Annotated in this window: 11 protein-coding genes and 1 pseudogene; 1 reads left to right on the forward strand and 11 read right to left on the reverse strand. The window is 73.5% G+C overall.

Annotation, left to right across the window (positions count from 1 at the left end; translation table 11 throughout):
• Positions 1–239: 239 nt before the first annotated feature.
• Positions 240–3,656 (forward strand): CARDB domain-containing protein, encoded by a 3,417-nt coding sequence (locus ABT160_RS10065; protein ID WP_351645926.1) that lies wholly within the window; start codon positions 240–242, stop codon positions 3,654–3,656.
• 191 nt (positions 3,657–3,847) lie between these two features.
• Here the strand turns inward: ABT160_RS10065 and ABT160_RS10070 are convergent, their stop codons facing one another.
• The 11 genes and pseudogenes from ABT160_RS10070 to ABT160_RS10120 all read right to left on the reverse strand — a co-directional run bounded on the left by ABT160_RS10070 (position 3,848) and on the right by ABT160_RS10120 (position 21,175).
• Positions 3,848–4,465: a histidine phosphatase family protein gene (locus ABT160_RS10070; protein WP_351645929.1), complete on the reverse strand. Its 618-nt coding sequence runs from the start codon at positions 4,463–4,465 to the stop codon at positions 3,848–3,850.
• A gap of 95 nt (positions 4,466–4,560) precedes the next feature.
• A pseudogene (locus ABT160_RS10075) lies at positions 4,561–5,411 on the reverse strand (class I SAM-dependent methyltransferase).
• Entirely contained in the window at positions 5,408–9,835 is a 4,428-nt protein-coding gene (locus ABT160_RS10080; protein WP_351645931.1) for an AAA family ATPase, read from the reverse strand. The pseudogene ABT160_RS10075 and the gene ABT160_RS10080 overlap by 4 nt, the downstream one beginning before the upstream one ends.
• 54 nt (positions 9,836–9,889) lie before the next feature.
• A complete protein-coding gene (locus tag ABT160_RS10085) occupies positions 9,890–10,804 on the reverse strand; it encodes a hypothetical protein (RefSeq protein ID WP_351645934.1) in 915 nt (304 codons plus the stop codon).
• A 153-nt stretch (positions 10,805–10,957) separates the two neighbouring features.
• Positions 10,958–12,355, reverse strand: coding sequence for an aspartate aminotransferase family protein (locus ABT160_RS10090; protein ID WP_351645936.1), 1,398 nt, complete (start codon positions 12,353–12,355; stop codon positions 10,958–10,960).
• 62 nt (positions 12,356–12,417) lie between these two features.
• Positions 12,418–13,845: a methylaspartate mutase gene (locus tag ABT160_RS10095; protein WP_351645938.1), complete on the reverse strand. Its 1,428-nt coding sequence runs from the start codon at positions 13,843–13,845 to the stop codon at positions 12,418–12,420.
• Positions 13,838–14,284: a cobalamin-dependent protein gene (locus ABT160_RS10100; RefSeq protein WP_351645940.1), complete on the reverse strand. Its 447-nt coding sequence runs from the start codon at positions 14,282–14,284 to the stop codon at positions 13,838–13,840. Before ABT160_RS10100 ends, ABT160_RS10095 begins: the two co-directional genes overlap by 8 nt.
• A 46-nt stretch (positions 14,285–14,330) precedes the next feature.
• Entirely contained in the window at positions 14,331–15,548 is a 1,218-nt protein-coding gene (locus tag ABT160_RS10105) for a fatty acid desaturase (RefSeq protein ID WP_351645943.1), read from the reverse strand.
• A 121-nt stretch (positions 15,549–15,669) separates the two neighbouring features.
• Positions 15,670–17,187 (reverse strand): pyridoxal phosphate-dependent decarboxylase family protein, encoded by a 1,518-nt coding sequence (locus ABT160_RS10110; RefSeq protein ID WP_351645945.1) that lies wholly within the window; start codon positions 17,185–17,187, stop codon positions 15,670–15,672.
• 56 nt (positions 17,188–17,243) lie between these two features.
• The gene (locus ABT160_RS10115) at positions 17,244–18,524 is read right to left on the reverse strand and encodes an MFS transporter (protein WP_351645947.1); all 1,281 of its coding nucleotides are present in this window, start codon (positions 18,522–18,524) and stop codon (positions 17,244–17,246) included.
• Entirely contained in the window at positions 18,521–21,175 is a 2,655-nt protein-coding gene (locus ABT160_RS10120; protein ID WP_351645949.1) for an ATP-grasp domain-containing protein, read from the reverse strand. Before ABT160_RS10120 ends, ABT160_RS10115 begins: the two co-directional genes overlap by 4 nt.
• Positions 21,176–21,220: the final 45 nt, after the last annotated feature.

A 21,220-nucleotide genomic window follows, 5' to 3' on the forward strand; every position in this document is an offset into this window, starting at 1 on the left:
CGTGCCGCGTCGGTGTGGCCGGTTTTCGGTGCTGACGCGAGGCTCGCTCCCCGCACCGGGCCCGAACAGCCTCTGCGTACAGATCCGTTGACAAAGTCGATACCTGCTAGAAACCTGTCACCTCAGCGACGCAAAAGATTGACGGAATCACTCAAGTTTCGGATTGCTCGCCGAACGGGGCGGTGGAGACGGGTCCGGGCGCCGAGAGGGAGAGGAAACGAGAGGGACTCATGAGCGTCATGAGACAAAGACGTCCGGGGCGGCGGTTGTTCGCCGGCCTGCTGACGGCCGGACTGCTCGCGTTCGGCCTTGTACCGGGGACCGCGCACGCCGCCGAGGTCACGAACCTCGCGCTCGGCAGGCCGGTCACCACCAGCGGAGCGCACGGCCAGTACCCGGCCTCCAACGTCACCGACGGCAGCCAGGCCTCCTACTGGGAGGGGCCCGCGGGCTCCTTCCCGCAGTGGGTGCAGATCGACCTCGGCAGCGCGGCCGACCTCCAGCAGGTCGTCCTGAAACTGCCGTCCTCCTGGGAGGCCCGCACCGAGACGGTCGCCGTCCAGGGCAGCACCGACGGCAGCACCTTCAGCACCCTGTCCGCCGCGGCCGGGCGCGCGTTCTCGCCGTCCTCCGCCAACACCGTGACGCTCGGCGTGACCGGCAAGTCCCGTTACGTACGCGTCCAGGTCAGCGCCAACACCGGCTGGAACGCGGCCCAGTTGTCGGAGGTCGAGGTCCGCGGCACGGGCGGCGGCACCGACCCCGGCGACCCGCCGCCCGCCGGGACCAACCTGGCCCTGCGCAAGCCCATCGAGGCGTCCTCGACCACGCAGAACTACACGGCCACCAACGCCAACGACGACAGCACCTCCACCTACTGGGAGGCCGCGGGCCAGCCCTCCACCCTCACCGTCAAGCTGGGCGCCGACGCCGACCTGTCGGGCGTCGTCGTCAAGCTCAACCCCGACGCCGCCTGGCAGACCCGCACCCAGGCCATCCAGGTCCTCGGCCGCAAGGCGGGCGCCACGGACTTCACCTCGCTGAAGGACCGCGCGGACTACACGTTCAACCCGGCGAGCAACAAGAACACGGTGAACATCGCCGTGTCCGGCCGGTACGCGGACGTGCGGCTGCAGTTCTTCACCAACAGCGGCGGCGGTGGCGGCCAGGTCGCCGAGTTCCAGGTCGTCGGCACGGCGGCCCCCGCGCCCGACCTCACCGTCACCGACCTCAGCTGGTCACCCGCCTCGCCCTCGGAGACGGACGCCGTCACGGTCGACGCCACGGTCCGCAACGCCGGCACCGCGGCGTCCACGGCCACCACGGTCAGCGTCAGCCTCGAAGGCGCCGTCGCGGGCAGCGCCTCCGTCGGCGCCCTCGCCGCCGGTGCCTCCACCAAGGTCTCCGTCGCGGTCGGCAAGCGCGCCCAGGGCACCTACACCGTCTCCGCCGTCGTCGACCCCAGCGGCACCCTGCCCGAGCTGGACGACACCAACAACAGCCGCACCGCCGCGACCAAGCTGGTCGTCGGCCAGGCACCCGGCCCGGACCTGGAGGTCACGGGCATCACCACCAACCCGAGCAGCCCGGCCGTCGGCGTCAAGGTCACCTTCACCGTCGCCGTCCACAACCGCGGCACCAGCGCGGTCGCGGCCGGTACGGTCACCCGGCTCACCGTCGCCGGCACGACCCTGAACGGCACCACCCCCGCCCTCGCGGCCGGGGCCACCGCCACGGTCGCCATCAGCGGCGACTGGACCGCCACCAGCGGGGGCGCCACCCTGAGCGCCACCGCCGACGCCACCGGCACGGTCACCGAGACCAACGAGAACAACAACACCTACGCGCGCTCCCTGGTCGTCGGGCGCGGCGCCGCCGTCCCGTACACCGAGTACGAGGCGGAGGACGGCCAGTACACCGGAGCCCTGCTCCAGACCGACGCCGAGCGCACCTTCGGCCACACCAACTTCGCCACCGAGTCCTCCGGCCGCCAGTCGGTCCGGCTCAACTCACAGGGCCAGTACGTGGAGTTCACCTCCACGACCCCGTCCAACTCCGTGGTCGTGCGCAACTCCATCCCGGACGGGGCGAGCGGCGGCGGCCAGGAGGCGACCATCAGCCTGTACGCCAACGGCCAGTTCGTGCAGAAGCTCACCCTGTCCTCCAAGCACAGCTGGCTGTACGGCTCCACCGACGACCCGGAGGGCCTGACCAACCGCCCCGGCGGTGACGCCCGCCGGCTGTTCGACGAGTCCCACGCGCTGCTCGCCCAGACCTACCCGGTCGGCACCAAGTTCCGCCTCCAGCGGGACGCGGGCGACAACGCCGCGTACTACGTGATCGACCTGGTCGACCTGGAGCAGGTCGCGCCCCCGGCCGCCAAGCCCGCCGAGTGCGCCTCCATCACCGAGTACGGCGCCGTGCCCAACGACGGCCTCGACGACGCCGACGCCATCCAGCGCGCGGTGACGGCGGACCAGAAGGGCGACATCCCCTGCGTGTGGATCCCGGCCGGACAGTGGCGCCAGGAGAAGAAGATCCTCACGGACGACCCGCTGAACCGCGGCCAGTACAACCAGGTCGGCATCTCCAACGTGACGATCAAGGGTGCCGGCATGTGGCACTCCCAGCTCTACTCGCTGATCCCGCCGCAGGACGCGGGCGGCATCAACCACCCGCACGAGGGCAACTTCGGCTTCGACATCGACGACAACACCAAGATCTCCGACATCGCCATCTTCGGCTCCGGCACCATCCGGGGCGGCGACGGCAACGCGGAGGGCGGCGTCGCGCTCAACGGCCGCTTCGGCAAGAACACCAAGATCACCAACGTGTGGATCGAGCACGCCAACGTGGCCGCCTGGGTCGGCCGCGACTACTCCAACATCCCCGAGCTGTGGGGACCGGGCGACGGCCTGGAGTTCAACGGCGTACGGATCCGCAACACCTACGCCGACGGCGTCAACTTCGCCAACGGCACCCGCAACTCCACCGTCTACAACTCCTCGTTCCGCAACACCGGTGACGACGCGCTCGCGGTGTGGGCCAGCAAGTACGTCAAGGACACCTCCGTCGACGTCGGCCACGACAACCACTTCCGCAACAACACCATCCAGCTGCCCTGGCGCGCCAACGGCATCGCGGTGTACGGCGGTTACGGCAACACCATCGAGAACAACCTCGTCTACGACACGATGAACTACCCGGGCATCATGCTCGCCACCGACCACGACCCGATCCCGTTCTCCGGCCAGACCCTGATCGCGAACAACGGTCTGTACCGCACGGGCGGCGCGTTCTGGGGCGAGGCGCAGGAGTTCGGCGCGATCACCCTGTTCGCGCAGGGCACCGACATCCCGGGCGTCACCATCCGCGACACCGACATCCGCGACTCGACCTACGACGGCATCCAGTTCAAGACCGGCGGCGGCACCATGCCCGGCGTCAAGGTCGAGAACGTGACCATCGACAAGTCGAACAACGGGTCCGGCATCCTCGCGATGAGCGGCGCGCGCGGCAGCGCCACGCTCACCAACGTGACGGTCACCAACTCGGCCCAGGGCAGCGTCCTGATCGAGCCCGGCTCCCAGTTCGTGATCAACGGCACACCGAACGGCGCGGCGACGGCCGTGCGGAAGGGGGTGACGCGGGACTGACCGGGTAGGGGCTCCGAGGGGCACCCGGCTCCTGACGGCCGGGTGCCCCTCACGCCGTTGCCCACGAGGTCAGGCGCACGACGCCGGGTCCCGTGCGCTCACGCGAGCGCGACGCCGGGTCCCGTGCGCTCACGCGAGCGCGACGCCGGGTCCCGCGCGCTCACGCGAGCGCGACGCCGTGCCCCGCGCGCTCAGGCGCGCAGCTCGGGCGGGAAGCCCGTCCAGCGCAGTTCGCCCGGCAGGTGCCCCATGTCGTTGGTGAGGAGCACGGACGCGGGCCGCCCGGGCGCGTACCGGATGACGGTCAGCGACGCGTTGCCGTGGTTGAGCCCGAGCCAGCGCCACCCGGGCGCGTACATCGCCCGGCTCACCAGCCACCCGACGAGGAAGTTGTGCGTGACGACCAGCTCGTGGCGCGCCTCGTCGCCCTCGACCGGCCCGGTGAACGCGTCGAGCGCGCGCAGGGCCGCCTTCGGCCCCTCGGCACGCTCCTCCTCGCTGAACCCGGCCATCCGTCCGAGGAGCAGATCGGCGTGCTCCGGCGGCAGTTCGTCCCGCACGGGCGCGTACGGCACGTAGTCCCCGGCGAGCTCGGAGACCCGCGGGGCCACGCCGTCCAGCTGCTCGCACACCAGCCGCGCGGTCTCGGCGGCGCGGGGGAGCGGCCCGTGGTGGACGGCGTCGAGCGGAACGTCCCGCAGTCGCTCGCCGAGCAGCGCGGCCTGGCGCCGTCCGGCGTCGGTGAGCCGGCTCTCGTCGGCGGTGGCCTCACCGTGACGGGCCAGGTAGAGGTAGCGGGCGGCGGGCATGGCGGGCCTTCCGGTCGAGCGACATGCGGGTCCAGGCGAGGACGCCATCACGGCAGGGGCCGGTTCCCCGGCCCCGCACGGAGGCGGCCCCGTCCCTACACGGTCGCGACCATGACCTCCTCGCCGCTGGGCGGCACGAGACCGTCGGCGCGCCCGCCGAAGTAGCGTGCGGCCAGGTCGGCCCCGGAGACGGTCCGCACTTCCCGGAAGCCGTTCTTCAGTGCCAGCTCGGTGATCCGCTCGGGCGTGAAGAAGCTGACGAACGGCGTGCCCGAGTCCCGCGCCGCCCGCCCCGAGCCCTCCAGCAACTCCCTCTCGTCGCGCGGCAACAGCTCCGGCGGCAGCAAGTAGGAGGCGGCGAACACGGACCCCGGGGCCAGCCGGGCGACCTGGCGCAGGGTCGCCGCGACCGCCTCGTCGCTGAGGTACATGAACACCCCGGTCGAGGCCACCATCGCGGGCGCCGCCCGGTCGAAACCGGCCTCGGCGAGCCGCTCCCACCAGTCCCCGTCCGCCTCGAAGTCGACCGGCACCAGCCGCAGCCAGTCGGGCACCCCGTACCCCAGCTCCTGGAGCCGCTGCCGCTTCCACTCCTGCGTACCGGCCTGGTCGACCTCGAACACCCGCATCCGGGACGCGACGTCGGACCTGCGCTGGGCGAAGGTGTCGAGCCCGGCGCCCAGCACCACGTACTGCCCGGCCCCTGCCCCACCACCAGGTCCTCCACGAACCGCGCCCGCGCCACCACGGAGGCCCGCATCGTGCGCGACCCCTCCGGGTCCATGTCGGGGCGCGCCCGCCAGTCGTCCCCGGGCGCCGCGATCCGCAGCCCGACCACGTCGTCGAGGACGTAGGGGGCCGGGTCGACGAGGGTGTGCAGGGCGCGCCAGAGGGCGACGCGGACGGCGGTGTGGTCCACGGGAGGGGGCGTGCGGTCGTCAGTCATGTGTCTCCGAAGGGTGGGGTGGGCGGGGACGGAGCAGGCGGGCCGGGGGGAGGGGGCGTGCGCAGGTTCCACGCGAGGCGGGCGACGTCGTCGCCGTAGGCCACGACGAAGCCGTCCTCGGTCGCGGTGATCGCGCGGCCGGCCTCGGGGAGGCGGACCGGTGGGCAGAGGGGTTCGCCCGTGGCCAGCACGCAGGCGTGGACCGTGCGGTCGGTGCCGGTCGTGAGCACGACGGTGCCGTGGCCGGGGAGCTCCGTGGTGGCGAGGGCGCGGATCGAGCGCCGGTGAAGCGGGATGCGGCGGGGCCGGTCGGGAGCGGTCAGTTCCCAGACGAAGAGGTGGCCTTCGTCCCCGCCGCCGATGACCAGCACGCCCCCGGCGCCGCCCGGGGCCGTGTCGAGAGCGTTCAGGGCCGCCTTGTGCCCGGTCAGCTCGCCCAGCCAGGAGCCGGACCCGGGGTTCCTGACGACGAGCGGTTCCGCGTAGCTAGCCGTGACCACGCAGGGGCGGCCGTCGGGGAGCAGCGCGCAGGCGAGGGCGTTGACGGCTCGACCGTGCAGCCCGGCGAGCGTGCGCAGCCGCCTTCCGCTGGCGAGGTCCCACACGGAGGCCTCGCGGTGGGCGGTCGTGATGGCCACGACACGGCCGTCCGAGAGCCGCAGGGTGCGTACCGCGTTGACCGGCTGCGGATGTGCGGTCGCGGAGTGCAGGGACTCACCGGTGCTGATGTCCCTGACGTGCATCTGCTTGTCCAGACCGGTGCTGACGGCTGCCCAGCGCCCGTTCGCCATCCGCTCGACGGCCAGGGAGGTGGCACCCCGGGTGTGGGTGGTGAGGCTTCGCAGGTGCTCGCCGTCGGCGAGGTCGCGTACGGACAGCGCGCCGTCGGCCTCGGCGGCGACGAGGGCGGTGCGCCCGTCGGCTTCGGGGGCGACGGCGAGCGCGTTCACGCCTCCACCGGCCCCGCGCAAGGGTTCCTGGGACTCGTCTCCGGTCACCCGCCAGACCACGACCAGGTCCCGGCTCGCCGCGGTGACGAACAGCGTCCCGTCGGCGAGCGCGCTCGCCGACACCGCGACGACCCGGCCGGGCGCGCCGGTCAGGGTGCGCAGCCGCTCACCCGTCGCGAGGTCCCAGAGGGCCACCGCGGCGTCGTACCCGGTGACGGCCAGGGCGCGGCCGTCGGGCAGCGTGACGGTCGCGACGCACTGGGCGGGGTGCGGATCCTCCCCGAGCGTGTGGTCGCGCCGCCCGGTGAGGGCGTCCCAGACGACGGCGGGACCCCTGTTCGCCACGGTGACCGCGACGGCCCGCCCGTCCGGCAGCCGCGCGAGCGCGACGCCGGTGAGTCGCTGGTGGAGGGCGACGAGACGGGGGAGCTTCCTCCTGGCGTCGAGGTCCCAGACGATGGCCTCGGTCGCGCTGGCCGTGACCGCCAGGGCCGGACCCGGGCCCGCGGACAGGGCGTGCACGGCGATGCAGGGGCGATCGTGTCCGTCCAGGGAGAACAGCCACGAGCCGGATCCGGTCTCGCGGGCGTTCACCTTGTTGCGGCTTCCGGGCATCACGGCGACCGTCCGCCCGTCCGCCAATCCACACGCGCTGAACAGGCCGGCGAAGTCGTCCTGCGCGGAGAGGGTGGAGAGGGTGGAGAGGAGGCCGCCGGTGACCGGATCCCACGTGCGCAGTTCGTGGTCGCGCAGGAGGAGCAGGGCCACGCCGGACGCCGGAGCGAGTGAGCGCGCACCCTTGGGCGTGGCCAGCAACGCGATCCCGTGGTCCCCGTGAACCGTCAAGGACAGGGCGCTGCCGCTGACCCCGGCGTACTCGCCCAGCCGCGACCCCGACGGCAGGTCCCACGCGACGGTTTCCGCTCCGCTCGCGCTGACGGCCAGTAGTCCGCCGTCCTCGCGCGGCACTACGTGGACGGTGTGCACGGCAGCGGTGTGCCCGGTGAGCGAGTGCAACCGCGCAGGGTCCGCCGTGCTGCTCGTCGCCCAGCGCGGCACCGTCGGGGCCGCGCGGTGGTCCAGTTCCGTGGTGGCCAGCCGCCGTGCGAGCCCCGGTGCACGCCAGGCCGCGGCGTCCAGCGCCAGCAGGTCGCGTCGGGTGCCGACGAGGTGGCGTTCGGGGTGGTGGCCGGTGCTGGTGCGGTAGATGTGGGCGTGGCGTACGGCTGTCGGGGACGTGGCGAACCTGAGCAGCGGCACCAGCTGGTCCGGGTCGGCGTGCAGGAGGAAGCCCGGGTCCTCCAGGAGCGCGTCGAGCGCGGCCGGGCCCGCGTCGACGGCGTGCGCGGCCGCGTGGCGCCGCAGGTACGGAGGGGCGAGCGCCCAGAGCCGGGCGCCGTCCGGTCCGGAGGGGACCGTGTCCAGGAGTGCGGCGAGGACCTTCCCCGCGTCGGTGGCCGACCTGGTGTGGTCGGTGAGCGCCTGGTGGAAGTAGCGGTAGAGCAGCCGGTGGTCACTGTCGACGGAGGTGCGCAGGTAGAACGACGCGTGGGTGAGCGCCTCCCGGGAGTCCTGGAGCGTGGGGACCAGGGCGTCGCCGGGCGACGGCGCGAGGGCCGAGGCGGCATGGTGGAGGAGGTCCAGGGGCATGCCCTGGCCGCGCGCCCGCCCGAGCACCCAGAGAACGGGGCCGGTCCAGGGGCGCGCGCGCACCAGGCCCGCCACGTGGAGGTCGAACATCTGGGTGATGTCGCAGGGCAGGCTCCGGGTGACCTCCAGGTCGTCAAACATCCGCCCCGCCGCCGCCTCGCCCAGGAGGTGGTCGGCGTAGAGCGAGGCGATGAGGAACGCCCCGTGCTCGGCGTTGTACGCGAGGCGGTGGGCGATCTTCGCCGCGGAGCCGGATCCGTAGTGGGGGTAGAGCAGGTCGCCGAGGTAGTCGGTCAGGTCGGCGGTGAGCTCCTCGCGGCTCTGCGCGTCCAGGTCCATGATCCGCCCGGGCCGCTCGGTCGCGACGCGGTGCAGCTCCTGCAGGGTGTCCCACCAGGGACGGGTGCCGATCAGGATCCGGCAGCCGGGCACCGCGGGTCCCGCGCCCGGCCCGCCGAGGAGCGGCTGTACGAGGTCACGCAGGACGGCCGCGGGGTCGGCGGCCTCGTCCAGCGCGTCGAGCACCACCAGAGTGCGCCCCGCCCGTCGCAGTTCCGTGACCAGCTCGCCGACGGCGCCGGGGAGGTGCCGGACGCGGTCGGCCGTCCCGCTCGCCCGCAGGTGCGCCTGCGCACTGCGGTCCTGCTGCGGTGCGAGCTGGTTCAGCAGCGACCGGACGATCTGCTCGGTGGACAGCTGCCGGGCGTGCACGGCGACCACCTTGGCGTCGGGCCGAGGCCGGAAGCCGCGCACCCGGGTGACGATGCGGGGCCGCAGCGGCTTCAGCGCAGGGTGGGTGAGGCAGACGCTGACCCCAAGCAGGGCGGACTTGCCCGAACCCGGGCCGCCGGTGATCACGAGCAGCGGTTCCTGGGCCCCGATGGGGTCGTCCATCCAGTCCCGCAGGCGGCGCAGTTGGGAGGCCCGGCCGCTGAACAGGCAACTGTCGGCCCGGCTCGTCCCCGACGCGCGGGCCGCGAAGTGCATCAGGTCGAGCCCGGGGTCGCTGTCGATCGCGAACTGTCTCAGCGCCGCGTCCGTACGTGCCACGAACCTGTTCTCCGCGTCGCTCGCGTGCGCGGGGTTGCGGAAGAACGGCGGGGGAGACACCACAGCCTCCTCGTGCGTGGTCCGCACCACGGCCTGCCCGGGCGCGCCGTCCCGGACAGCGGTGCGGCCCAGCTCCCGGTCGACCTCGGCGGCGAAGGTGTCCACCGGTACGTACTCCAGGGCGGGGGAGACGTCCAGCCAGCCCCGCGCGAGCCGGTCGAGGACGAACGTGGTGGCCCTGCTGAAGCGCGCCCCGCTGGTCGCCTGGTCCCCGGCACAGGCCGCGACCACCCACGCCCGACGGTCGGTCCCGCTGATCCGGTGGGCGAGCTGGGAGGCGACCGCCTTTCCCGCGCCGCACACGTCGAGCAGGAAGAGCACGGGCCCGCCGGCACCGCCCTCAACGTCCTTCAGGAGCCCGTCGACCTCGACGGCGGTGGCGCGCAGGCTCGCCGGGTCGGACCCGCGCACCGCCAGGTAGAGCCCGTCACCGACACCGGCGGCGCCGTGTCCGCTGAAGTGGACGACCAGCGGGTCGCCGCCGGCCCGGCCCAGGGCGTCGCGCCAGGCCGCGTACAACCCGTCGCGGTCGGGGTCGAGCAGCGGTCGGGCCGCCTCGGTCCCGGCCCGCGCCAGGGCGCGGGCCACCCCCTCCACGGCCCGGTCCACGCTGGGCAGCGGGCCGAACGCCGCGCGGCCCGAAGCGAGTTCGTCCTCGGTCACGACGCGTGCCGGGAAGCCGCCCGCCCCGATGACCAGTGACCTGACGCCCATGAAGACCCGCTTCCCCGTCGCACGTTCCCGCAAGCCCCGCTGCCGCGGCCCGGGTCAGGACGGAAGGTACGGTGCGAGCGCCGCCGCGGTCAGGCCGTTGGCCAGATAGCCCCCGAGCGTGTGCGGGTCGAGCAGGCCGATGTCCGTGACGACGTCGGTGTCCACGGGGTAGGCCCCGGTGAGCCGGGGCGGCAGGGCCACCAGGTCACCGATGTCGGCGATGTTCACCCAGCGGCCCACCCCCGGCGGGCGCGCCCCCCGACCCCCGTGCGGCTCGGGCTCCAGCTTCCGCATCAGCGCGGGCAGGCCCAGCGGCGAGCCGAGCGTCACGAGGAGGTCCACCTCCAGGTCGGGGTGGGCGTGCAGCGTCTCGTACGCGACGACGGAGCCCAGCGAGTGCGCCACGACGACCCGCGCCCCGCTGTCGCGCACCGCCTCGGCCACCAGGTCGCGCACCGCCCTGCGGCGTTCGGGCCGGGAGGTGTACGCGTCGGTGTCCTGCACGAAGGCCAGGACGAGGCGCGACAACCGCTCGGTGGTCTCCTTCCGCACCCGTTCCAGGACGCCGCCCCCGGCCCGTTGCCGGACCAGGAGCCCGAGGGCCTGGCGCACGGGTGCCAGGAGCGCGGCCTGCTGCTCCTCGGGCTCGGGCGCACCGGCCGCCGCCAGCCACGCGCGTACGTACGCCCTGTCCGGCACCGACTCCGGCGGGGGCTCGTCCCCCAGCAGGTGCGCGTAGTAGGCCATGGCCACGGAGGGCGGCGGCACGTGGTCGAGCCCGGCTCCCGCCAGGCCGCGCGCGAGGTGCTCCCGCGCGGCCCCGGCCAGGCCCGCGGCGGCCTGCCCGGGCGTCATGCCCCGCTGGCGGTTCCAGATGCCGTGCACGACCAGGACGTCCGCCCTGGTCGTGGGCCCGCCCGCCGGGTCCTGCTCGCCGGGCCGCCCGTCCGCCGCGTCCGATCCGCTCACGTGCCCCCCGTTCACCCCGCCCCTCTGCGGGGCGCTCGCCGTACCCCATGCGTACCCCGCCGCACACCCCCCTCAGACCTCCGCGCGCCGTCACCGCACGCGGTGCGGGTCGCGTCCCCGCGCCGGGACGCGACCCGCGAGGTCGACGTGCTCTCAGCCCACGTACTTGTCCGCCGCGTTGAGCGCCTGGTCCAGGATCTCCAGGCCCTCGCGCGCCTCCTCGTCCGTGATCGTGCACGGCGGGACCACGTGGATCCGGTTGTAGTTGTAGACCGGCCACATGCCGCCGTCCTTGCACGCCGCGACCACCTCGTCCACCGGGCGGGCCAGCTCGCCGCCGGCCGCGTACGGGACGAGCATCTCGCGGGTCTCGCGGTCGCGGACCAGTTCCACCGCCCAGAACACGCCCAGGCCGCGCACCTCGCCGACCGACGGGTGGCGCTCGGCGATCTCGCGCAGGCCGGGGCCGATCACCTCGGCGCCGACGCGGGCCGCGTTCTCGTTGATCCCCTCCTCGCGCATCGCCGTGATCGTGGCGACGGCCGCCGCGCACGCCAGCGGGTGGCCCGAGTAGGTCAGGCCGCCCGGGTAGGCGACGTCGCGGAACGTGTCGTGCACCGCGTCGGACAGGATCACGCCGCCCAGCGGTACGTAACCGGAGTTGACGCCCTTGGCGAAGGTGATCAGGTCCGGCGTCACGCCCCAGTGGTCGACCGCGAACCACGAACCGGTACGCCCGAAGCCCGACATGACCTCGTCGGCGATGAACAGGATCCCGTACTTGTCGCACAGCTCCCGCACGCCCGCCAGGTAACCGGCCGGCGGCACCAGGATGCCCGCCGTGCCCACGACCGTCTCCAGGACGATCGCCGCGATCGTGTTCGGGCCCTCGAAGGAGATCACCTGCTCCAGGTGGGCCAGCGCGCGCGCCGACTCCTCCGCCTCCGTCGTCGCGTGGAAGTGCGAGCGGTAGAGGTAGGGGCCGAAGAAGTGCGCCACGTTGCCCGAGGCGCTGCCCGAGTTCTCGTTGGCCCAGCGGCGCGGGTCGCCGGTCAGGCTGATCGCGGTGGAGGTGCCGCCGTGGTACGAGCGGTACGCGGAGAGGACCTTCGGGCGGCCGGTGTGGATCCGGGCCATGCGCACCGCGTGCTCGTTGGCCTCGGCGCCGCCGTTGGTGAAGAACACCCGGTTGAGGTCGCCGGGCGCGATCTCCGCGATCAGCCGGGCCGCCTCGCCGCGCTTGTCGTTGGCGAACGTCGAGGCGATCATGCAGATCCGCTCGGCCTGCTCCTTGATCGCCGCGATCACCTTGGGGTGCCCGTGTCCGATGTTCAGGTTGATGAACTGCGAGGAGAAGTCCAGGTAGCGCTTGCCGCTGTAGTCCCAGAAGTAGCGGCCCTCGCCCGCGGCCACCGGGATCGGGTTGACCGCGCCCTGGGCGGCCCAGGAGTGGAACAGGTGCGCCCGGTCGTCGGCCACGACACGGGCACCCGCCTCCGGGTCGGGCTGTGCGGCCGGGGAAGGGGAGAAGGCGTCTGCGGTGCTCGTCATCGGAACCTCAATCACTCGATCAGGGAGGGGTCTTCAGGTGCGGACAGGAGGAGGGAAGGGCTTCAGGGCGTCGGGGCCACCGCGTGCGGCGGGCGCGTCGGACCCGGCGTACGGGCGGGGAACAGGGCGCTCTCCTTCGCCGGGAAGTAGTGGATGTCGGCGTGCACCGCGGCCATCAGGCTGCCGGGCACCGGCCCCGCCGGGTCGTCGGCCAGCAGTGCGGCCTGGCGGCGGAGCACCGCGCCGGAGAACGGCAGGGCGCCCGCGCTCCCGTACCGCACCGCGCCCCGCCGGTCGCGGCGCGGCACGACCTCGGAGCGCGCGTGGACGCTGGCGCTGAACGGGATGTCGAGCCGGCCGTCGGTGAAGGCCTTCTCGATGGAGCCGAACAGGTCCTCGCCCTCCAGGACCGGCTCCACCAGCTCGGCGACCTCGCGCTCGATCCAGTGCTGCTCCTCGGCCACCCGGTCCTCGTCGACGGTGACGAAGTCCATCAGGTCCGAGGCGCCGAGCGCGGCCGTGCGGATGCCGGCCGCGTTGGCTGCCGCGTCCGGGATGCCGTGCGCCTCCTGCGTCGTCTTGCTGATGACCTTCGTCGCGCCGCCGAGGCGCGCGGTCAGGCCGCCGAGCAGGATCAGCGCGCCGGCGAACTCGGGCGTCGAGGGGAAGACGCCCATGAACTCGTGGAGCACCGGGTACACCTCGACGTCCGCGCCCAGGTAGCGCCTGGCCAGGGTCCGTACCGCCCGCAGAGCCGCCACGTCCTGGTGCACCTCGCCGCCCTGCGGGTACGACACCGACAGGCAGGTCACGCCCTCCGCGACGGCCGCCGCGCCTTCGAGGAGCGTCATCGCCAGGCTCACCGACGGCGGTACGAGGACGGCGGTGAGGGTGCCGAACAGCTCGCGGTCCACCGTGACGCCGTGGCGCGCCAGCTCCCCGCAGACCGCGTCCACCCGCTGCCAGGCGCGCAGCGAGCGGCCCAGCGGGACGTTCTTGGAGTACGGCAGGTTGTAGCCGATCGCGCCGCCCTCGAACGAGGTGATCCCCGCGGCCAGGGACACCGCGAACAGCTCGCGCGGGTCCGGCGACCCGTGCCGCACCTCCAGGGGTACGCCGACGGAGGCGACCAGCTCGCGGCCGCGCTGCCAGCCGTGCGCGACCAGCGGGTAGCCGTTGAGGTCGGCCGGGTCGCGGCGCAGCACCTCGCGGGCGGTGGTGAAGTTGCGCAGCCGGGTGTGCGAGTCGATGGTCACCGAGAGGACGTCGGGCCCGGCACCCTCCAGGGCGTGCAGCAGGTCCAGCATCTCGGCGTGCCCGCCGACCCCGCAGCGCGGCTGCACCGCGGGCCGCCCGCGCGCCTCGGCGGCGCGCAGCACGTCCACGACCCGGGGCAGCCCCGGGTCACCGAGGTGCTCCACCAGCTCGCCCCAGGAGGGGAGTTGGGCGGCTACCTCGGGGTCGAGCCGAAGGTCTTCCAGGTCAGCCATGCTGGGGTTCGGCCGCCTTGCTGGTGCCGTGCAGCCGGTCCAGGAGCAGGACCAGCTCCCCGGCGTCGGGCAGCACGTGGTCCACGCCCAGGTCGAGCAGGCGCTGGTGGTCGGCCTCGCTCTTGCGGCTGCCGACGGAGAGGTTGCCGCCCACGATCACCGGCCGGTCCAGGCGCCCCGCGGCGCGCAGGGCGGGCAGGTCGCGCAGGTCGTGGTGGGCGTGGCCGTTGAGGCTGCCGATGAGCACGGCCTCGGCCTCGGGGTGGCGGTCCAGGGCGTCGGCGAAGTCGGTGAGCGGGGTGCAGACCCCGAGGTTGACCACCGTGAAGCCGTACTCCCGCAGTTGGAGGGCGATGAGCTGGTTGGCGACCGCGTGGGCGTCGCTCTCCGCGACACCGAGGACGACGAGGCGATCGCCCTGGCCTTGGCGGGGGTGCATCGGCAGGTTCCTCTCGAAGGGGGCGGTGCGGACGGGGCGGGGCGGGTCAGTCCTCGAACGCCATGAACAGCGCCCGGTGGTTGACCTCGGCGAGGCGGCCCGCGTCGTACTCCTCCGGGTCGGCCGTGCGCAGCGAGTCGAAGACGTGGTCGATGGCCGCCACGAGCCCCCAGACCTCGTGGTAGGCGGGCCAGCCGGGGGAGCCCTTGACGTGGTCGGCCTCGCGGGCGAACACGTAGTCGGCCCAGTCGCGGCTCATCGGGTGCCGGTGGTGGAAGTCGTGCACCACGGTGTCGCCGGTGAGCACCAGGTAGCGGGAGGGGAAGTGCACGAGCGCCATCCGGAGCCACCACCGCGACCAGGCCAACTGGCGCGCGATGAAGGGCAGTTCGGCCGAAGGGGCGCGCTCGCCGATGAAGATGGCGTTGGTCAGGCTCGCGAAGTAGTCCTTGCCGCGCCGGGGCTCCTGCCCCGGCTGCGGGAAGGAGTGCTTGACGCACAGCCGGAAGACATTGCTGACCTGGAAGAACAGCGTCATCGGCAGCAGCCACGCCAGCAGCGCGTACGGCCAGAGGCCCTGCCAGGTGACGACCGCCGCGACCAGCGCGTACCCGGCGGTGGTCCCGGCCCGCCAGGCCGGGGTCGCGTACGCGTAGTACGAGCGCACCCGGGCCCACAGGAAGCGGGCGTGGAACCAGGGGGAGACGGCCTTGCCCAGGACCCGGCGCCACATCCGGCCCCGGCTCATCCCGGGCCGCAGCTCCAGGGTCACCAGGAACGCCTGGACCGTGGGGTCGCGGCGGGTCATGTGGTGCAGGGCGTGGTGGTCGCCGACGTGCTCGGCGCTGTAGCGGTCGAAGTCCTGGATCATCAGGCAGGCCGCGATCAGCTTGCCCACCAGCTCGTCGGCGCGGCGCTTGCGCCACATGTTCTGGTGCGCGCACTGGTGGTAGATCATCATGCGCAGGTTGCGGGCGCCGTGCAGAGCCATCGCCCAGCCCGGCACGAGCAGCAGGAGGCACCAGCCGCCGACCGCGAGCCCGGCGCAGCTCGCGGCGACGCCGAGGACCACCGAGACCAGGGCGTTCACCAGGTGCCGGGTGGGGGTGAGGCCGGGGGCGCGCTGACCGGCGTACGGCCGGCCGGTCAGCAGGGTGAGCGGCCCTGCGAGGGCGCGCGGGAGCACCTGCATGGATTCGCGGACCGGGTCCGTCCCGACGGGGGCGGGCGCGGACGGGGTACGCGGGGAGTTCACCTCGGACATTCCCGATCTCTCTGTGCGGACTGCCGAACTGCCAAGTGCCGTGCGAGTGTTGCTGGCTTCTGGTTGCTGGTTGGTACAGGGCGGGGGCCGGGCCGGGTGGCGGGCGCGGCCCCCGCCCCGGTCAGCCCTGCCCCGCCCCGTCCTGCTCCGCCGCGGCGGCCAGCAGGTCGTCGAGGACCGCGTCCAGCTGCGCCGGGGTGGTCTCCGGGTTGAGCAGCATGAGCTTGAGGTAGACCCGGCTGACGCCGTCGTCGCCCGCGATGTGCGTACGGGCCAGCAGCGTGCGGCCCTCCTCCATCAGCCGCCTGCGCAGCCGGCCGTTGAACGCGTCCGGGTCGCTGCCGTCCTGCGGCAGGTAGCGGAACAGCACGGCGGTCAGCGGCGGTTCGGTGAACAGCTCCAGGCGCGGCTCGCGGGCGATCCGGTCCGCCGCGTACCGGGCCAGGCCGTGGCAGGCGTCCACCATGGCGGCCATCGTCGTGGCGCCCAGCGTGCGCATGGTCACCGCGATCTTCAGCGCGTCCGCGCGGCGGGTCGTCTGCAGCGAGGAGCCCTGGAGGCCGATGTATCCGGCGCAGGTGTCGTCGTCGGCGCTCAGGCAGGTGGTCGGCTGGAGCCCGAAGGAGACCAGCGCCTCGGCGCGGCGCACGAGCAGCACCGCCGAAGAGGCGGGCGACCAGCCGAACTTGTGCAGGTCGACCGTGATCGAGTCGGCCAGCTCGACGCCCTCCAGGAGGCCGCGCAGCTTCGGCGAGAACAGCGCGCCCGCGCCGTACGCGGCGTCCGCGTGCAGCCACACGCCGTGCCGCCGGGCGATCTCCGCGAGCTGCGGCAGCGGGTCGACGATGCCGAGGTCGGTGGAGCCGGCGACCGCCACCAGGGCGACCGCGACCTTGTCCTCGGGCAGCTCGGTGAGCAGCCGGTCGGCCTCCTCCGGGATCATGCGGCCCGACTTGTCCAGCGGCACGGTGACGATGTTGTCCTCGCCGATGCCGAGGAGGCGCACCGCGCGCTCGATGGAGAAGTGCACACCCTCCGGGCACAGCACCACCGGGGTCTTGTCCAGCGCGCGCAGCCCGCCCTGGAAGGGGTACGCGCCGGTCTTCTCGGCCAGCACGGTGTCGCGGGCCATGGTCATCGCCATCAGGTTGGACACGCTGCCGCCGGGGGTGAGCGTGCCGCCCGCCTCCTCGGGGTCGTAGCCCGCGAGCTCGGCGAGCCTGGCCACCACCCAGCGGTCCAGCTCCAGGGCGAACGGGCCGCTCTCCCAGGCGTGCAGCGACTGGTTGAGCACGGCGGCGGCCAGCTCGGTGGCGGCGGTCACGTCCAGCGGCGGCGGCTGCATCCGGGCCAGCGCGGCCGGGTGCGTGATGTCGGCGGACCACTGCGCGTACGGGCGCACGAGGTCGAGCAGCACCTGTTCGGCGTCGGTGCCGTCCTCGGGCAGCAGCGGCCCGGTCAGCACCTGGGCGGCGGCGTTCCTGGCGCCCTCGGGGCCGCCCGGAGGGACGGGCCCGGAGCGCTGCGCCGAGACCTCCTGGAGGATGTCGATGGCCGAGTTGACCAGGGTCCGGACGCTCTCCAGACCGTCATGGGTTCCTGCGGGCCGGAACAGCGGTCCGGGTGCGGGCGTGGACACGGGGGAACTCCTCTGGGACGGGGGGTACGCAAGGGGGCGGGGCGGGCGGGGACGGCTCAGGCCTTCTCGGGCACGGGCTCCTCCTCCACCGGCCGCGCCGGGAAGTCCTTCAGCTTCGGCACCGGCGAGAAGACGATCCACAGCAGGGCGACGAGGAAGCCGAGGGAGGTGACGAACAGGGTCGGGCGCAGGCCGATCGCGTCGCCGAGCACTCCACCGAGCAGCGCGCCCAGCGGCAGCGGTCCCCAGGCGATGAACCGGCAGCCCGCGTTGACCCGGCCGAGCAGCCGGTCGGGCGTGATGGCCTGGCGCAGGCTGACGACGTGGACGGTGGACATGGTCGAACCGGCGCCGCAGGCGGCGATCGCCAGCACGTACATCGCGTACGAGAGCGGGCCCGTACCCGGCGCCAGCGGGATCAGGACCGGCGCGGCGCAGCAGAGCACCAGCTCGGCGACGACCGCGCGGCCCAGACCGAGCCGGTTCTTCAGCCAGTTGGCGCGCGCCGCGCCCACCAGGGAGCCGATCGCGCCGACCCCCAGGATCAGGCCGATCGTGGACGGGGTCATGCCCAGCTCGCGCGCCGCGTACAGGACGAACACCGTCTGCAGCGCCATCCAGCAGAAGTTGTACGTCCCCGCCTCCAGCGCGATCGCCCGGATCGAGCCGTTGCGGAACACCACCCGCAGGCCCTCGCCGATGCTGCGGAACGTGGAAGGACGCTCCTCGGGCACCTCGGGCTCGGGCTCCGGGCGCCGGATGGCGGCCAGGGTGAACACCGAGACGACGTACGAGAACGCGTTGGCCAGCAGGGCGAAGGGCGCGGTCAGCCAGCCGACCAGCAGGCCGGCCAGGCCGGGCCCGCCGATCTGCGCGACCGAACCGCTCGCCTGGAGCTTGCTGTTGCCGTCCACCAGCTGCTCCCGCGCGATCAGCGAGGGCAGGTACGACTGGTACGACACGTCGAACAGCACCGTCAGGACGCCGATCAGCAGCGCGACCACGTACAGGTACTCGATGTGCAGCACGCCCAGCCAGGCGCACAGCGGCACGCTGCCCACCAGCAGGGCACGGCCGACGTTGCTCCACAGCATCAGCGGCCTGCGCCGCCTGCGGTCCACCCACACCCCGATGAACAGGGTCACGCCGAGGAACGGCAGGAACCCCGCCGCGTTGAGCACGCCCAGCTGCGTCGAGGACGCGTGGAACTGGTACACGGCCGCCAACGGCAGCGCCAGCTGGGTGATCTGAGCACCCATCAGGGAGACGGACTCGCCGCCCCACAGCTTCAGGAAGTCGGCGTCGCGCCACAGCCCGCCGAACCGGGTGCCGCTCACGCCGGGCCCCGCCCGCCCTCGTCCACGCCGTCGTCCGCCGTGTCCTCGACGTGGTAACAGCAGCCGATCTGGGCGCCGTTGGACATCGACACGATCCCCACCGTCGGATCCGGCGTGCCGCGCACCAGCATCCCGGAGTAGGCGCCGCCCACCATCAGCACGCCGTACGCCACGACCATCCGCTCGAAGCCCTCGCCGTCCTCGGCGGCGAACCGCTCGGCCACCGGGAGCACCCGCTCCTGCACCACGAACGGCCCGTCCACCGCCGCCCGCACGCGCGCCTCCCACTCGTCCTGGCCCACCGACCAGCCCGGTATCACGCCCACCCCGCCGTAGAGCAGCGTCGGCTTCAGCGCCAGGCTGTCCTTGTGCGCCAGCACGTACGGCACCAGGTCCACGGACTCGCCCGCGCGGTGCACGTGCTCGTCGCGCAGGAACCGCGTCCACGGCAGGATCCGCTCCACCAGCGCCAGTTCGTCCGCGGTGAAGGCGTCCCGGTTGCGCTCGTCGCTCAGCATCGCGAGGCTTCCCTTGTTGCCGTACAGCTCGCAGTCGAGCCCGGCGAACAGGAACGTGTGACCGGCGTCCACCGCGTCGAGCAGCGGGTCCACCAGGTCGTAGCTGCGCTGCTCGTCGGCCATCTCGCCGGGCAGGAAGATCCGGTACACCACGTCGACCTTGCGGCCGTGCACCCACGGCACGCCGTCGCGGTACTCGAAGTGGTCGAGGCCGCACACCACCGCGTCGAAGCCGTGCCGCAGGAAGTCCGGCACCACGAAGTCCAGCCACGGCTTGGTGTACGTGAACCCGTCCGGCCACTCGGTCAGCGCGAGCACCGGCCGGGCCGGCAGCTCGAAGCCCGCGTGCGCGGCCTCGGCGCGCAGCACCGAGGCGATGTTCCCGATCGGGTCGGGGTGGACCAGGTGCTCGGCGTGCGCGAACTCCTGGAAGGCGCGGTTGCGCGCGGCGGGCCGGGAGAACTCGCCCATCTGCCAACCGCCGAGCGAACTGCCGGTGTTGAGCTCCATCAGCTTGAAGCCGCCCGGCTCGCGGTACATGTCGGCGCGCGACATCGGGGGCATCCGCAGGCCCGCCCCGCGCATCACCAGGTCCACCTGGGTCGGGGTCATGCCGACCGCGCGGGCGAAGGCCCGGCGGTCGCCGCCGAAGAGCCGGTCGGGGATGGTGGTCAGCAGCTCGAACAGGCCGTTGAGGTCCGCCTGGAGCGACAGCCGGTCCGCCGTCGCCAGGAACACCGGCCGGTTCAGGGCCTTGCCGCCGCCCGCGCCGTACGCGTTCCAGTCGTTGCGCAGCTCCGGTACGACCATCTTCGCCGCGCCCCGCTCGGCGGCCAGGAAGCGCCGCGTCACCGGATTCTCCATCAGCGCGCCCAGGCCGTCCAGCGGCGAGCCGCCCATCACCGGCACGACCTCGGCCTCGGCCCGGTCCAGGGCCGCCGTGCAGGCCGCCTCGTCCGCGCCGGACGCGATCACGGCGGCGGTCCGCGGCGTCAACGCGCGCGGGGGAAGCAGCAGTTCGTCACCGGGCCCGGCCAGGACCACCACGTCCGCCACACCGGGCACGGCCTCCGCCGCGCCCAGGTCCAGGCGCTCGAGGACCCCGTCGTGCGGCGGGTAGAGGAACCGGATCTCGGCGTACTCCTCGCGCGCGGGCGTCAGGTCCGGGGCCTGCCCGGAAGCCAGGGCGGCGCCCGCGAGCGTGAGGTCGACGCCCCGGGCGAGGGTCCCGACGTACGGGATGAGGTCGCCGCCGAGGCGGCCGTTCAGCTCGATCAGGCGCGGGCCCGCCGGGGTGAGCCGGACCTCGGTGTGGGTGATGCCCCGCTCCACGCCCAGCGCCCGGTGCGCGGCCCCGACCAGCGCGGCCACCTCGTCGGCCCACGGCTCGTGGCGCCAGGGGCCCACCAGGTGCCCGACCTCCTCGAAGCCGGGGTCGAAGCCCAGCCGCTTGCGGGCCACGAAGACCGGCTCCGCCTCGCCGTCCACCACACAGCTGTCCACGCTGATCTCGGGCCCGGTCAGGTACTCCTCGACCAGGACGCCCGCCTCCGCGTCGATGCCCGCGAAGGTGGTGACCGCCACCCGCTCGTAGGCGGCGGCCAGTTCGGCCGCCGAGCGCACCAGCGTGACGCCCATGCTGCCGGCCAGCGCGCGCGGCTTGAGCACGACCGGGAAGCCGATGGCCGCCGCGGCCCCGGCCGCCTCCGCCGCGCTGTGCACCAGGCGGTGGCGCACCCCGGGCAGCCCGGCCCGCTCCAGCAGCGAGCGCGTCACGTACTTGTCCCGGCAGGCCGCCGCGGCCCGCGCCGACATGTGCGGCAGGCCCAGCTCACCGGCGACCGTCGCGGTCGCGATCAGCGACACCTCGTCCCAGGTGAACAGCCCGGCCCGGGGCGCCCCCGCGTCGCTCAGCGCCGCCTCGGCGTGCAGCGACTCCACGGCCTCGCGCAGCGACGCGGCACGCGTGGTGTCGGCGATCCGGAAGGACGACACGTACGGCTTCTCCCAGGTGATCTCCTGCGAGGTCACCAGGTCGATGTCGTACGCACGGGCCAGCGACGCCAGCGCGTACTCGCGGTAGGCCTTCAGACGGCTTCCCACGACGACCAGTCGGGTTCTGCGCTCTTGCATGGTGTTCCACTCTCTGTCGTGGGGGGACGGCGGTACGGGGGCTGC

It is taken from the genome of Streptomyces sp. NPDC001941 (genome assembly GCF_040296945.1).
In the GTDB taxonomy this organism is placed as follows: domain Bacteria; phylum Actinomycetota; class Actinomycetes; order Streptomycetales; family Streptomycetaceae; genus Streptomyces.